Annotated in this window: 13 protein-coding genes; all 13 read right to left on the reverse strand. The window is 46.9% G+C overall.

The genetic code is table 11. The annotated features are described in order from the left end of the window. Nucleotides 1–86: 86 nt before the first annotated feature. Entirely contained in the window at nt 87–2,345 is a 2,259-nt protein-coding gene (locus BLV50_RS07825; RefSeq protein WP_090806838.1) for an FAD-dependent oxidoreductase, read from the reverse strand. Between the two features lie 19 nt (nt 2,346–2,364). After that, nucleotides 2,365–3,192: a carbohydrate ABC transporter permease gene (locus BLV50_RS07830; protein WP_064637560.1), complete on the reverse strand. Its 828-nt coding sequence runs from the start codon at nt 3,190–3,192 to the stop codon at nt 2,365–2,367. A gap of 15 nt (nt 3,193–3,207) precedes the next feature. Next, nucleotides 3,208–4,092: a carbohydrate ABC transporter permease gene (locus BLV50_RS07835; RefSeq protein ID WP_090806840.1), complete on the reverse strand. Its 885-nt coding sequence runs from the start codon at nt 4,090–4,092 to the stop codon at nt 3,208–3,210. Between the two features lie 114 nt (nt 4,093–4,206). Continuing rightward, a complete protein-coding gene (locus BLV50_RS07840) occupies nt 4,207–5,514 on the reverse strand; it encodes an ABC transporter substrate-binding protein (RefSeq protein ID WP_072733141.1) in 1,308 nt (435 codons plus the stop codon). A gap of 93 nt (nt 5,515–5,607) precedes the next feature. Continuing rightward, nucleotides 5,608–6,375: a response regulator transcription factor gene (locus tag BLV50_RS07845; RefSeq protein ID WP_090806842.1), complete on the reverse strand. Its 768-nt coding sequence runs from the start codon at nt 6,373–6,375 to the stop codon at nt 5,608–5,610. Continuing rightward, the gene (locus BLV50_RS07850; protein WP_090806844.1) at nt 6,353–8,176 is read right to left on the reverse strand and encodes a cache domain-containing sensor histidine kinase; all 1,824 of its coding nucleotides are present in this window, start codon (nt 8,174–8,176) and stop codon (nt 6,353–6,355) included. The genes BLV50_RS07845 and BLV50_RS07850 overlap by 23 nt, the downstream gene beginning before the upstream one ends. A 163-nt stretch (nt 8,177–8,339) precedes the next feature. After that, on the reverse strand, nt 8,340–9,143 hold the full coding sequence (locus BLV50_RS07855; RefSeq protein ID WP_371121623.1) for a phosphoenolpyruvate hydrolase family protein: 804 nt from the start codon (nt 9,141–9,143) through the stop codon (nt 8,340–8,342). A gap of 52 nt (nt 9,144–9,195) precedes the next feature. Further along, complete coding sequence (locus tag BLV50_RS07860) at nt 9,196–10,410, reverse strand: Tm-1-like ATP-binding domain-containing protein (protein WP_090806847.1); 1,215 nt, start codon at nt 10,408–10,410, stop codon at nt 9,196–9,198. Nucleotides 10,411–10,553: 143 nt separating this feature from the next. Further along, entirely contained in the window at nt 10,554–11,753 is a 1,200-nt protein-coding gene (locus tag BLV50_RS07865) for a phosphoenolpyruvate hydrolase family protein (protein WP_256337891.1), read from the reverse strand. 173 nt (nt 11,754–11,926) lie between these two features. Next, nucleotides 11,927–12,667, reverse strand: a complete 741-nt coding sequence (gene map, locus BLV50_RS07870) for a type I methionyl aminopeptidase (protein WP_063568306.1) — start codon at nt 12,665–12,667, stop codon at nt 11,927–11,929. A 168-nt stretch (nt 12,668–12,835) separates the two neighbouring features. After that, on the reverse strand, nt 12,836–13,351 hold the full coding sequence (locus BLV50_RS07875; protein ID WP_063568307.1) for a hypothetical protein: 516 nt from the start codon (nt 13,349–13,351) through the stop codon (nt 12,836–12,838). A 161-nt stretch (nt 13,352–13,512) separates the two neighbouring features. Continuing rightward, nucleotides 13,513–14,352, reverse strand: a complete 840-nt coding sequence (locus BLV50_RS07880; RefSeq protein WP_063568308.1) for an ABC transporter permease — start codon at nt 14,350–14,352, stop codon at nt 13,513–13,515. Beyond that, a complete protein-coding gene (locus BLV50_RS07885) occupies nt 14,349–15,515 on the reverse strand; it encodes an extracellular solute-binding protein (RefSeq protein ID WP_063568309.1) in 1,167 nt (388 codons plus the stop codon). Before BLV50_RS07885 ends, BLV50_RS07880 begins: the two co-directional genes overlap by 4 nt. Between the last annotated feature and the right edge of the window lie 2 nt (nt 15,516–15,517).

A 15,517-nucleotide genomic window follows, 5' to 3' on the forward strand; every position in this document is an offset into this window, starting at 1 on the left:
TTCCATACGATTAGAGTTCAGAAGAAGAAGGCGAGATTTCGGCCAATCATTTATTTGTGGATGCTAGCTGCGGAACACGGGTGCCGTCATCTATAAGAATCATATAGTCGAATTTCAAACACTTCTGCCCGATCGCCACCGTGCGTTTCCTTAATGATCACCCTAATCCGTTTTGATTGGATCGGATTCTCAAGACGATGAATCTTTTTGCGAGTAAGGTTATGGCTATCACCAGCAAAACGTTCCCATTCCCCATTAATATATGCCTGCACCTCGTAGCTCTTAACCAACTCGGGAATGATCAGAAACGGTGTCTCGTGATGATGCAAATTGATCAAATCCTCATTAACATCGTCATTAAAGGTAAGGTGAATTTCCCGAATATCCACTGGTTCTGGAAGCTTGACTTCAATCCATTCTTCACGGCCATTAGTGATGGGCTCCGATATCCACAACTGTGGACCGCCAAACGGGCGGACATAGCCGTTGATGACTTTATCAGGTGAATACGCGCCAGTCTCAACTGCAAAACAGAATGGCTTTCGGACAAGTCGCTTCATCGACCATTCGATAATGGGCTGATTCGGCTGATGATCCTCCAGATCAGAGCTGATTATTGGCTTAACTCCCCGCTCAAACGCGAGGACACCGCTGATCGGGACAGCTGATGTATAGAGACTGACTGCTTCATTCGCACGAACAATGATAAAAACATTACAAGGATCGCCTCCAAACATTGCACTGTCTGCAGGCACATCCAACCATTGATTTTCACCTGCATCGATCTGGATATGCAAAGCTTGCTTGAAGTTTGCCGGTACATAATTCTCATGGCGACCGGTATCCCATAGTTCTATAGTGAGACTTGTAGCCTCACGGGCAGAGACCAACAGCGTAAATCCCTCAATTCCACCCTCGGTCGGGAACAGCCATCCAACATCAGTGACCAGCCGGTATTCCTCGGAAGGTTCGTTGATCAAAATTCGGGTCATCGTGCTTGAAGCCGTGATGGTCCCCTTTCTCGCAATGTCAGCAGAATCCATATTTCTCAGTCCTATAATTGAGGCATCGGTCCGTAACATCGTTTGCTGCAATTCGGTTAAATGCTGCTCACGCAGCTCACGAGGCGTAACGCCTTTGATTACCGACAAGGCAGCGCCTACACCTGCCGCTTCTCCCATTACCGCACAAGTTGCCATGACGCGGGTTGTTCCGAATGCAACATGCGATGCACTGATATTACGTCCCGCAAACAGCAGATTGCTGACATTGCGGGAGTACAGACATCCAAACGGAATATGATAAATGCCATCCGCATGCAGATGTTTGGAGCCGCTCTCGCTTGCATACATCCCTTGTGGGGGATGCAGGTCGATGGACCAACCACCAAAGGCGACCCGGTCTTCGAATGGGCGTTGAGAGATAACATCATTTTGCGTCAGAATCGTATCACCAAGGAAGCGGCGGTATTCGCGTTTGCCTGGAATCGAGCCTACCCATTCCAGCGTCATCTCCTCGGCCTGAAACTTGCCGGAGTTCTTAATATAATCCCAGATGCCATAAATAACAGACCATAACTCATCCCGAATCTGCTCATTCTCATGTACCGTATCCAGCTCGCCGCCCCATTCAATCCACCAGTAATGACAGCCAGAATCTCCACTACGGATCACACGCTTTAGCGGAATTGGGGTTGTCGTAATGTCTTTAGCAAACGATGGAGCTACAAACCGTACCGGTTTTCCGGTATCTTTCGTATAGAACAACAGTGTGCTGCCAAGCGTAATATCATCAGCAACTTCCGGTGCCCATTCTTCCCCGAACTCATGACGGGCTTCACGGCCAATCCGGTATGCTGCTCCAGCGAGAAATCCAACAAGTCCGTCCCCTGTACAGTCAAGAAAGATCTTACTTTCAAACGTAATCTCACGCTCGGAGCCCATCATCCAGCCTTTCACGCTACGAATTATCCTTGCATCCTTCTCACCGTCTGCTTCTACTTCTCTAACATCCGTATTCATAAATAGAGTCAGATTAGGTTCGGCTCTTACCGCCTCCAGCAAAGTAACATCCCACAAATAGGGGTTGCCTTCCGGATTCCGTTGTTGATTCTGAATGAATAATTCACCCATAATGCCGGTCTCCCGGGCATAACGGTTCACGCCATGCCCCGTTGCACCGCATACCCATACACGTACCTCGGAGCTGGAATTGCCGCCAAGTACAGGACGATTATGCACGAGGGCAACCTTTTGACCTAATCTTGCCGCTGCAATAGCGGCACAAATCCCGGAAAGTCCTCCGCCAATGACCGTAACATCGAATAATAGTTTCTCGCGTCTCATTATATAAGCCTCCTTTGAATTAGCCTTTTACAGCTGAACTGGATACACCTTGAATAATATATTTCTGACCAAGCAGAAAGATTAAAATCATAGGGATAATCGCTGCGGAAGAAGCTGCCATCATTCCGTTATAATCAACGTTGTTTTCCAAAACGAAATTTTGTAGACCAAGCGGAATCGTATAAAGCTTTGGACTCTGCAGGAAAACCAGAGCATTCTCATAATCATTCCACTGCCAGGAAAAATCGATAATCGCAAACGTTGCAAGCGCTGGTTTGGCTAACGGTAACACCAGCTTGAAGAAAATTCGAAAATGACCCGCACCATCGAGTAATGCAGATTCTGTAATCTCGTTCGGTATACTGAGAAAGAATTGACGGAGCATAAATACGCCAAATATCGAGAACATGGCTGGCAGAATTAATGCCCAATGCGTGTTATAAATATGAAGCCAGTTAAACAGGATAAACTTCGGAACAAAAACGACTTGAGGAGGAATCATCATCATGGATAGATACACGATGAAGAGGGTATTACGTCCTTTAAATTCCGTACGGGCGAAGCCATAAGCAGCAAAAGCCGACAAAAAAACGGCACCTGCTGTACCAATCACGGCAATCTTAATTGAGTTCAAATAATAAGGGAGAAAGTTATAGTTTCCCGTCCAGATTCGCTTATGGCTGGTCCAGTCCAGCTTCGAAGGAAGCCATTGGCGGAATACTTCACTTGGGGTCTGGAAGGAAGTACTGAGCATCCATAAAAAAGGGACTATCATAAACAACCCTGCAATCAGCATAAGGATCGTGACAGAAAGCTTAACCGAGCGTGTCTTCGTTGTTCTAAACATAGAGCCAGCTCCTCTCTAGTAATGGACCCAGCGTTTTTGGCCGACCCATTGGATAATGGTAATGACAAGAATAACCGCAAACAGGAACCAGGAAATGGTTGACGCATAGCCCATCTCATAATAGCTAAATGCCGTTTTGTAGACGAACAGCGACAGAATCGTAGTGCTTCCGCTTGGGCCGCCGCCCGTAATCGCTTGGATGAGAGAGAAGGATTTGACCGTCATAATCAGCCCCGTAATCAATAGCATAAATGTCGTTGGACTAACAAGTGGCCACACAATTCTCCATGTAATAGTCACTTTCCCTGCCCCGTCGATACGCGCCGCTTCAAGTTGCTCGGTCGAAATCTCTTGCAGAGCTGCCAAATAGATAATCATGTTGTAACCTAACATAAACCAGATTTGCACGACGTCAATGGCATACATCGCCGAACTTGAATCGGCGAACCAACCCGGAGGCGATACAATGCCGATAAAGCGAAGTACTTCATTAATTGGCCCCTGGGACGGCTGGAACAGTAGCATCCATACAAAAGCAACAGCAACACCGCTTGAGATATATGGCAGGAAGAACATGCCTCTAAGCAATCCTTTCAAATACACGCTCCGGTTAAGCACAAGAGCAACGAGAAATGCAATTGCTAATGAGACCGGAACGGACATCAGGAATATGATCGTATATTTGATTGAAGCATAGAACTGATCATCACCAAAAAGGCGTTGGATATTATCTAATCCGGTGAACGTCCAATTCGGATTGGCGAATTGATAGTCCGTGAACATCATAAAGAAGGAGTACAAGGCAGGCAGAATAAAAAATGCCAGGATACCGAGCATATTAGGCAAAATAAAAACGTAGCCCACCCAGCCTTGTTTCCGAATCCAGCTGTTCCTTTTCACAGAAAACGCCGCCTTTCTTCTCGTATGAAACTTTTTAAATACAGCAAAGAGAGAAGACGGAAGCGAAGAATCCTTCTTCTCTCTTAAGGATATTGTCAATATTCGATTATTCGATTATTTGATATATTCCTGATGGCGTTTGGCCATATTCTTAAGCGTTGTATCGATATCCTGCTCATTCAGGAAGTATTTCTCATATTCTTCCTTGCGGGCATCCAGCGCTTGCTGCGGTACATTCAGCTGGAATGATGGGAACTCACCGAACACAACGCTATTCATCGACTCTGTATCGTATTTGTCTTCAACACCTTTGAGCAGCAGGTCCATCGCCTGCTTGTTATCAACGCTCTTCGAGGATGGAAGGCGCCCTCCACTTGCCATCGGCAACATTCCGCCGTCCGCATACCACTTTGCGAACTTCCATGCCGCATCCTGATGTTTGGATTTTGCGTTAACGGAGAGCATATCACCTAAACCACCAGCATACTTATAATCCTTCTGATCGGCAGATACTTTCGGAATTGTAGCGAATGCGATTTTGAAGTCATGTGGAAAATCCTTCAGGTTATTGGCGTTGCGGAAAATAAATTCTCCTGCGGCTAACATAGCTGCTTCCCCTTTAAGGAACATTGTGTCTACCGGCATCTTGCTTGTTACTTGTTCTCCATATTCGGGCGTCGATTTGTCCACAAACATCATGTCATGCACGATTTGAAGCTGCTTTTTCCAAAGATCATTATTAAAGTTAGATGTTCCTTCCGGCGTGGTTACCCCAAGACCCGCTATGGTACCGTCAATTGCGGCGGTAAAGGCAGCATCATGCTGCATAAGACCGTACACATTTGATTTTGTTAGCGCTTTCGCATATTCTCTCAAGTCATCCCATGTCCAATCAACGGGAGGAATCGGAAGACCGGCTTCATCCAGCATGCTTTTGTTAAGCCAGATGAATAACATGTTTTTCTTTGTCGGAATGCCATAATACTTATCCCCGATTTTCCATTGAGCGGCGTCTACCCCCATTTGCTCGTCGATGTTGTAATCTGTTCGGCTGCTCAGATCCAAAGCGACTCCTGCATCAACACGTTTCTGTAAACGGTTAAGCGTGTAGTTGACGAACAAGTCTGCGTCCTGACCCGTCATGAGCGCCGTATCCAGCTTTAGGTTACCGGGGTCATCATTTACATAACGGAAGTACTCGACCTGAATGTCGGGATTTTCTTTGTTCCAGCTGTCAATCACTTCTTGAGGTCCAGCCTCGGCAGGAACAGCTCCCCAAAGCGTGAGGTTGATGGTCTCACCGGCATTTTGATTTGCCGATCCTGCACTCGCTCCCTCGTTGTTAGCCCCTCCGCACGCGCTGAGCATCGAAGCTGTCAAAGTCGTAATCAAAGCTGCCTTTAACCAATTTCTATATTTCATTTACAGTCCCCCTTATCGAGTTGATAAGCTGCTTGCTACGTCTTTAACTTTATCACCAGCCTGACATTGGGGGTATGAACGGTGTTTGGATATTCATAGAACGATTTTTTGTTCTTTCCGGTATTCGTTCGGGGTCAACCCACACCACCGCTTGAATATTTTAATGAAATAATTGTCGTTCTCGAAGCCTACCAACCTGCCAACTTCACTCACCGTTTTCTCCGTCTCTGTCAGCAGCATTTTCGCTGCTTGAACGCGGCGGTTCTGAATAAAATGCGTCATCGTGATCCCCATCTTTTTCTTAAATAAGTCACTGACATAACTGGCATCCATGCGAACATATTCAGCCAATCTCTTTAATGTCACATCCTCGGCGAAATGCTCCTCAATGTAGGTAATCATTCGGTTCAGCTCTGGATGATCTGTTGGTTCTTGGGTAGTCTTATCCGGGAACCATTTATCTGCCAAGCGAAGCTTATCCATTCTTGTCAGCTCTCCGGCTACTTTGTCCATGGTTTGCTTCAGTTCCTTCAAATCCAGAGAAAGTTTCATCAAATAACCTGAAGCCCCGTATTCCAATGCTTGTCTGGCATACTCGAATTCACTTACTGCCGTCAACATAACGAATCGGCATTCATGTCCTTCCTTTCTCGTGAGCTGGAGTAAACGGATGCCATCCATTAGCGGCATGAAAATGTCGGAAATGACAACATCAGGCTGCAGTTCCCGAATCAACTGCAAACCTTCCTCGCCATTTACCGCCTCACCGATAATTTCAAACGGAATATTCGCCTTTGTAAACAATTTGCACAAGCTTGCTCTTGCGTACTGTTCATCTTCAACGATCAATGTGCGCCACAATGGTGCTCCCCTCCTTCAAATAGGGTTTGGATAACAATAATGGGAAATGCATGATGACCTTCGTCCCTTCGTCCGTCGACTCTATCCGAAGTCCTGTTGGCTGGTTCTTAAACATAAGCTCCAAACTCTCGCGAAGGTTCTGTACACCAATGCTTTTTCGTTTCCGGTAGGACTGATTCGCCTGGGATTTTTTGATTCCTATGCCATTATCCGCGACCTCCAAAATAAGCAGAGAGTGGTGGCTTGATGCACGAATGTCGATCTGCCCCTCAAGCTGTGTTTGTCCAAACCCGTGAATCAATGAATTTTCTACCAGCGGCTGTAGACAAAATTTCGGAATCAACGCATACTCCAGATCCCTGGAAACTTCATAGTGGAGCTCGATGCCATGTCCAAACCGTTTCCGTTGGATATCCATATAGGATTCAATTAGCACAATTTCCTCCTTCAGAAGAATAAGATCAACCTCCAAATTCAGCGTAGTTTCTAATATTTTTCCTAGCGATACACAAATCTCGTAAATCTCATCTTCATCCTTATCCAGTGCAATGCTCTTGATTGTATTCAGCGTATTCAGCAAAAAATGAGGGTTCATCTGACCAAGCAACACCTGAAATCGGACAAACTGCTTTTGCCGCTCCTCAAGCTTTAACTGTTCCAATAGATTATTGATGTCTGCGATCATGAAATTGAAGCTTCGGGTTAGGGCCAGCAATTCACCTTTACCTTGTTCCGGCAGCTTTGTCTTCAAATTCAATTTTACGGTTGTCTCCATCTTTCGTTGAAGATGCTTTAAAGGACCGGTAACCGTTGAGGAAATGAAGTAAGTCAGCAACACAAACAGCAGCAGGATGGCCCCATATACGGTATAGAACCTCAGCTTCTGTTTGTTCACTTCTTCAAATAACAAGGACAGGGGAATCTTTTTCACAAGATAACCGTCAAGCTCTTGAATTTTGCTATAGGTATACATCATATGATTGTTCACAATGGATTGGGAGAAGGTATCCTGTCCCTGACTCTGACTTGCTGCTGGAATGGCAGATGACACGGTATAAGGGACGCTGTCTCCCGACTTGGATTGAAGCATAATATTCCCATATCCATCCATTAGAAAATAGGCTCCTTCGCTATCGCTACCGAATGTATTTCCCTCCGTTTTTTCCTGAAACCATGCTTCATAATCGATACTAAAACGTCCATAAGCAAATGGTTTTAGTCCGTCGTCACGCAGCACTTCGTAAAGGCTCAGCATCCGATTTCCTTTTCTCTCACGAACGCCAGTCGTCAAATCATTGGATTTCCATACGTACCGTTGTCCCTCAGTCCTCTTCAGCTCCTGTACCCAAGGCTCGGAACTGATGTGGGCATAATTCAGAGAATTCTCTGGCGTATACGAAGTGTAAGCGTTTCCTTTTAAATCGATCAATGTGTAGAATACGGTAGCTCCTGTAAGGAAAAAGCTGTTTTCAATACTAGCGAATTTATTTTCCACAATCCGCTTTCGATGGATAGCATCATATAATTCCGGCTTCTGCATCACTTCCCGGAGGACAGAATCCTGATCCAGCAGCATCCCAGTCTTCATCACAAGACTCATCAAATCAATAAGATCGGCTTTGATGCCTTCGAGTTGCTTGACGTTAATGTCCGAAGCATCCCGCTGGAGCATAACTTCCGTTTCTCGGAAGTTGTAGAGAACTAATATGGCTATAGGCGTCAGGAGGAATAATAGAAACGAAAATAGTATTCGGTGTTTAAACGTGCCTGGCGTTATTCGTCGCAGCCATCTGGTCAACATGATTATTGCTCAGCCCTCCCCTCGGTGTATACCTCCCAATTTACTGAACATTATGGGAGATCGCAACAGTAAAATGTAAGCGCTCATATGAGAAGTTGGGAATCTCCTCTTTCCTATGGATAAAAAAACGACAGCCAAATAATTGACTGTCGTTAAGTTGATGCTATTTCCGAATCGACTTGAAGGACTCCGTCTGCTGTGTAATACCTTTCTCTGCCGCAAAGCGCTCGATGCTGGATGCGCCGAAGAATCCATCGATGCCCTTCGTTCTCTCAATGACATAGGCCGCATCCTCCGGCTCTGCAATGGGTCCACCGTGGCAAATAATCATGATCTCCGGGTTCACAGCCCGCCCTGCTTCAATAATAGCTTCAATTCGTTGTACACAGTCGTCCAGGGTCAGTGCTGTTTTTGCACCAATGGAGCCCTTGGTCGTCAACCCCATGTGCGCAACCAAAATGTCAGCCCCCGCCTCCGCCATAGCTTTTGCCTGAGCAGGATCAAAAACATAAGGCGTAGTCAGCAAATCCAATTCATGGGCGATACGGATCATTTCAACCTCCAGGTCGTACCCCATACCGGTTTCCTCCAGGTTTTGTCTGAACACCCCATCAATCAAACCAACGGTTGGGAAGTTTTGAACTCCGCTGAAGCCCTGCTCCTTCAGCTGCTTCAGGTATACCTCCATTATTCGGAAAGGGTCGGTGCCGCACACCCCTGCCAGAACAGGCGTATGTTTGACGACGGGCAGCACCTCGGCACCCATCTCAACGACGATTTGATTGGCATCTCCATAGGAGAGCAAGCCCGCCAGCGAGCCGCGGCCCGCCATTCTGTACCGACCGGAATTGTATACGATTAACATATCTGCTCCGCCCGCTTCACTGCTCTTGGCCGTAATGCCTGTGCCTGCTCCGACACCTAGTAAGATTTTACCCTGCTCTACCTCTCCCCTAAATTTGTCCATAATTTCTGATCTGTTCAGCTTATTCATTTCGTTATCCTCCTTATTGGATTCATTAGGAATTTGATGTCATGAGAGCGATCAGCTTTTGTGCTGCGGCCTCTGCAAAGGCTGGATCGTTGATGGTGCAATCCATTTCAATCACTTCAACAATTGAGCGATCGACATGCTGGCGCAGGGTATCAAACAACATCCGGTCCTCCTCCGGTCCGTAGAAAGGCTCCCCCTCTACATCAATTGCGGATACGCCTCTAAGTGGTAGCATTAGCACGGTGCGTTCCTTTGCCATGTTCAGCTTCTCCGCAAGCTTCCTGCCGATCTGCTCATTCTCTTCCACCGTGGTTCTCATCAGGGTTACCGTCGGATTATGCTGATAAAATTTATGATCCTTGAATTTCTCCGGCACAGTATCGCTCGGCCCAAAATTGCACATATCCAAGGCGCCCACCGAGACTACCTGCGGAATGCGATTGTGGCCTGCAGCCTCTAAGCGATTCGGCCCCGCATTTAAGACACCGCCGATGATTTCATCCGCCCACTCCGTCGTGGTCAAGTCCAATACCCCTTCAATGAAGCCTGCTTCAATCAACGCCTCCATCGACTGCCCTCCGATGCCCGTAGCGTGGAACACAAGCACCTCATAGCCCCGCTCCTCCAAATATTTTCTTGCCGCTGTCACACATGGTGTTGTCACTCCGAACATCGTGGCTGCAACCAGCGGCTTCTTATCCGGTTTGTGCGTATGCTCAAACTTGAGCATGCCCGCCATCGCAAATAATGCATTTGTAAATATTTTCGTAGAAATGGAGTTCAATCCGGCTACATCCACCACAGACGGAATCATGACAATATCACTCGTGCCTACGTATGGAGCTGTGTTTCCAGAAGCAACGGTTGATACCATCACCTTAGGGACTCCAATCGGCAGAGCTCTCATGGCAGGTGTGACCAGTGAGGTCCCACCAGTGCCACCAAAGGAAATGATTCCGTCAAATTTACCTTGTTTGTACAACTGTGGCACCAGCTTCTTCAAGCCTATGGACAAAACCTCTGTAGCCAAAGCCCGATCCTTCTTTGCCGCAAGTTCTTCTATGACCATGCCTGCGGCGTGGGCGACTTCCTGATTGGACACATCCGGAACAAAGGATGGTTCAAATACACCTGTATGAATCATCAAAGTCCCCAACCCAAGCTCCTCTGCAATGCTCTTGATGTAAAGGTATTCATCACCCTTTGTGTCAAATGTTCCAATGATTGCGACGGTCTTCATTCCACGGCCTCCTCGTATGACTCTTTAGAAACCAAGCTCGATCGCAGGTAGCACGCTGATTTTTTTTGCTAACAGAAAAACCAGTACGATCGTTATAGCTTCATCATACTGGTCCTGTTTATTTATGAAAACGCTTTTAAGTTCTATGTTTTTGTGTTTAGGTTAGATCTGTACTTTTTGGGAGAGCAGCCCTTAAGCTTTTTAAACATTTTGCTGAATTGTGCGTAATTGGGATACCCTACCATCTCAGCCACCTCGGATAATTGAAGCTGCGGCGCATGAAGAAGCGTGACGGCTTTATTGATGCGGAAGCTTACCAGATAGGTCTGAAAGCTGCAGCCAACCTCCTTTTTAAACAAACTGCTCAAATAGCTGCGGGAAACATGAGCAACCTTGGCCAGATCCGAAAAAATAATTTCACTACTGTAGTTTTGCGCCACATACTCTTTGACAAACTCAACGTAATCATAATGCTGGGTAATGCCTTTCAGCATTTTGACCATAAAATCGTCCTCATCCAGTTTACCCAGGCGTTTAAAATCGCGAGTAACTGCCGTAATCGACTTCTCGGAAGGAATTCGTTCAAAAGCAGACCCGCCAATATACCCCATAATGTCTGTGTTGTCGCTATACATGTACTGGACATCGACCGGCGTCTTTACCGGACCGCCATAAATCATCTTGATCAAATCCGGCTTAAGCTGATTGCAGGTATCAAAAATACGCAGTGCCTTTGATTTGGCGGCCTCCAAGGATACAACCTTCCGTGCACCCAATAACCCGCCTTCGGTTAGGCCAAGATGAGCACAGATTACATCTGCCCCCGCTTCAATCATCTGGGCAGCCTGAAGCTCATCAAATACGAACGCCACCGTAAACAAATCCTGTCGATGGGCCAGACGTATGGCCTCAACCTCGACGTCATAACGAATCCCGTCTTCCTCCAGAGCCTCTCTGAATAATCCGTCTATCAAGCCGACCGTAGGATAGTTGTTGACTCCCGAAAACCCTCTCCTCTTGATTCCCTCTATATAATCAGCCATTTCTATGGTTGGATCATTTGCATTCAGTCCAAAGAGTACGGGAGAATGCCTCACCAGCGGCACAATTTCTCTTGACGCAAAATCCATCACCATATCATTACTGTTGCAAAATGGAAGAAAACCGGCAAGAGAGCTCCTCCCCATCTGGCGAAACTTGCCGGAGTTCAGCATTAATATAAAATCCGCTCCACTCTGAGCTGCATACTTGGCTGTAATCCCCGTGCCTGTCGAGACACCGATGATGTGATTTCCCTCGTACAGCTGTGATTGAAGACGCTCCAGTATGACTGTTCTGTTCAAACTCCATCCGCTCCTCATCACAATTTACCAATTGTAGTTTTTGTTCCTCAATATTATTATTGTACATCATTCCATATAGCTCATTCCCTCCTTCCTCGATCCGTTTGGTTAAAAGGCATCAAAAAAAAGCCGATTTCCCAGTTGGGAAATCGACCTTAGACATGCTCTTGATATTATTGTGTGACAATGATCGGGCCATTTTTAGTAAGGATAATCGTATGTTCCACTTGAGCTACATAGCTTTTTTCTGTAGCAAAGGTCCATTCGTCTTCTTTTTGATACACTTGTTCTTCTAAAGTTGAGATAAATGGTTCGAATGCAATAACCATGCCTTCTTTTAATAACTCATCATCCGATGTATCGTTATAATTATAAATATGGTCAGGTGCTTCGTGTATGTTACGTCCAACACCATGTCCTGTAAGGTTTTTAATAACGGTTAATCCATGCTGTTTTGCTGTTAGGAATACCGCTTTTCCGATGCCGCTTTTTTTGGAACCAGGTTTTGCTTTTTTAAGACCTGCTTCAAATGCTAGTTTAGCAACGTCGCATATTTTCGTTAACACTTCTTCTCCTTCGCCTACTACAAACGAGATTCCTGTATCAGCGAAATAACTGTTCTTCGAGCCAGAGACATCTATGTTGACTAGATCTCCTTCTTGAATAACCCGTTGCCCCGGAATACCATGTGCTACTTCTTCATTAACACTAATGCAAGTATAGCCAGGAAAATTATATGCACTTTTTGGAGCTGAGACTGCTCCTTCTTTCTCAAAAAGCTCTCCAGCTATATCATCAAGTTCCTTCGTCGTTATGCCAGGAACTGTTCTTTGCACCAATTCATCTCTGATAAAGGCAACAATTCTGCCAATTTCCTTCAAACCATTAAAGTCTTCCTCTGTTTTTGCAATCATTGTTTTCTGACCTCACTATCTTTTATCATCAATTAAATGTATAAGCTGGAACAACCAATTAGATAATCATATCCAAATGGTCAAAGCTTCGCAACTTTTTTTATCAATAACACCTTGACACTAAAAAAAGAAAAGCCCCTTCCGTCTTCAAAGGGGCTGAATATTGCATTATACCTCTTGTTCTTCGGCCTGACTAGGCGGAGCCATCAGACCTTTGACGGCACCCATAAACGGATGGATGGATTTGATCATGCCGTAGCCCATTTTCATGACCGGCATGAATTGCTGGATCATGCCGAATATCCGCATTCCGCCGCCAAGCATACCGCCAGCCGAAGCCGCACCGCCAAGCCCGCCAAACAGCGAACCCATCATCGGTAGAAAGGACGAAACCTGCGCACGCGACACTGTGCGCGAACGGGTAGACGGCTTGCGCGTACCATTCACCCGTTTCCGGTTCTGAGAACGACCGCTCTTGCTGGGTGCAACCTTTTGCTTGGAACGCTGGGAACTGTCCCCTGTGGTCGCCGTCCGCGATATTTTTCCTCCCCCGGTAAGCACCACGCCTCCGCTATTCACGTCAGAAATGTAACCGATATACGTTTCACCACTATGAAGAGTCACGCAGACGGGCCGGGCTTTATACCGCTTTGCCTTTAGGCGTATTTCGTTGGTTTTAGCCATTGAATTTCACCTCGCTCTACTGAATCTACTTCAGTTTACGCGATAAGTGGACTGCTTGCCTGTGCGAATGGGACATCTGTGCGGTATTCGCTATAGGTCAATTCATCAATTTAAGTGATACGACTGGAAATATAAATGCAAGATCATTGAGCGCAACCCGTCTAAATCTTCGCCTTCTCCTCTTCCGCCATCGACCGGATGTAGAAAGCACCCAGCACCGAGCAGAGCAGGAATGAGAAGAAAGCAATCGCTGCGGCTTGTTCACGCTCCTGGAAAACGCTGAATACCTGCTGCATGGAGACACCAAGCATCTGCGGAGAGTTGGCTCCGATCAGATAGGGTGCAGTGAACGAGCCGATGACCCCCATGAAGACAAAGGTCAGGGCAACAAGAAATGTCTTGTACGACAGCGGGAAAATAAACCGGGTAAATAGCGTCAGTCTGCCTACACCCACGTCCTTTGCACTCTCAATGATCGATGAAGGAATACCCGACAGCGCGGAACTGAGCAGCATGGTCGTAAATGGAATGTTGAACCATAGGTTGGCGATGATAATCCCTTTCTCGTCAAAGATGATGCGTGGCAGCGTAATCCCGACCACCTCAAGCATACGGGCGAGCCAGCCATGATTGCCAAGCAAATTGATCAGACCGTAAGTTGCAATAACACCAGGGATGAACAGCGGGATCATGTACGTTTTACGAATCAGATTGACGATCGGCCCCTGGTTGAAGCGCATATAGATCGCCAGTGTGTAGCTGATCAAGATTACGGCAACACACGTAATGGCAGTGACCCGAAGTGTAAATACGATATTGCTGCGCATCCCCTTATCTGTGAACAGATAGGTATAGCGGCTCAGATCGTATCCACCCGAGCCGTTGCTCAGGCTCATGATGAAGGATTGAACAATCGGGATAATGACAACGATTAACAGGATGGCGAAGGAGGGGAGCACCATCGCCAGGCCTGTGATCGACTGTCTGGCTTCCTTACTCATTTCGCGGCAACGTCGCTCTGCCAGCGTTTGTTAATTTCCGTGCCCAGATCCCCGATGTTGAACGTACGGAAGCCTTCGGCCACACCGTCGAACTTATTCTGCATTTCCTGTGACATATTGGAGAGCTCAATGCCCGGGAAGCCATTCATTTTGTCAACGATCACTTCCTGCGCTTCAGGGGACAGAACAAAGTTCAGGAACTCATTGATCGCTTGCTTCTTGTCCGACTCCTGGTTGACCATCAGGTACGTTGGTCCGCCGTTGAAGCCTGGCGTGATCTGCTGCATCTTAATTGTATCCGGCAACAAACCTTCGTTCAGCTGCTGCAACACCATGTCGGACCAGGCCGGAATTAAGGACACTTCGCCATTCATCAACAGATCCAGCGTGCCCTGGTTTTTCTTCGGATAGATGCCCTGCCCATAGACATACGGTCCGATTTCTTTGAGCGTGTCAAAACCGCCATCCCACTTCTCCATGATCGCCGGATCGGAGTTGTGGATGTCCTCTTCCGGCAGGTCCTTGTAGACAATCGTCTGCACGAACGAGCTGCCGGAACCACCCGTTGACGGGTCATTGTAGGCGAACTGCTCGGGATTGGCTTTGATCCACTGCAACAGCTCGTCCAGCGTAGTTGGTGGATTGGAGATTTTGCTGCTGTCATAGGCTAGAACCACGGCGGACGAACGATACGGAACAGCGAAGTTGTCCACATCCTTCATCGTGTCTGTGTTGACTTTGCTCAGGTTAGGAATGTCCTTCTCGTTCAGTTGCTCCCAAATACCATCCTTTGTGCCCTGAGCAACGGAGGTGATTCCGTCCTCGTAGAGGTCAATGTCTCCTGAGCCCTTACCCGCTTTCTTGGCGGCCACGATCCGGTCGTAGGTCGGCTCAGCACCAGTACCGGACGGGATATAGACTAGATTCACGTCGATATCCGGATGCTGTTTCTCAAACATTGGCTCCAGCGAATCCCACAGATCCTTGACGTTCTGAGAGCCCGTAAAGTAGAAGTTAAATTTCACCTGATCGCTCGATGCAGCAGCGCTCCCCCCGGTGGTGGTGATACTTTTTATCTCACTTCCGTTTCCACACCCGGCCAGCAATGACACTGATAATCCCACAACAGTCAACAATGATAAAAATGGCTTTTTCATACGCATAT

The sequence above is a fragment of the Paenibacillus sp. 276b genome (genome assembly GCF_900107875.1).
Lineage (GTDB): Bacteria > Bacillota > Bacilli > Paenibacillales > Paenibacillaceae > Paenibacillus > Paenibacillus marchantiae.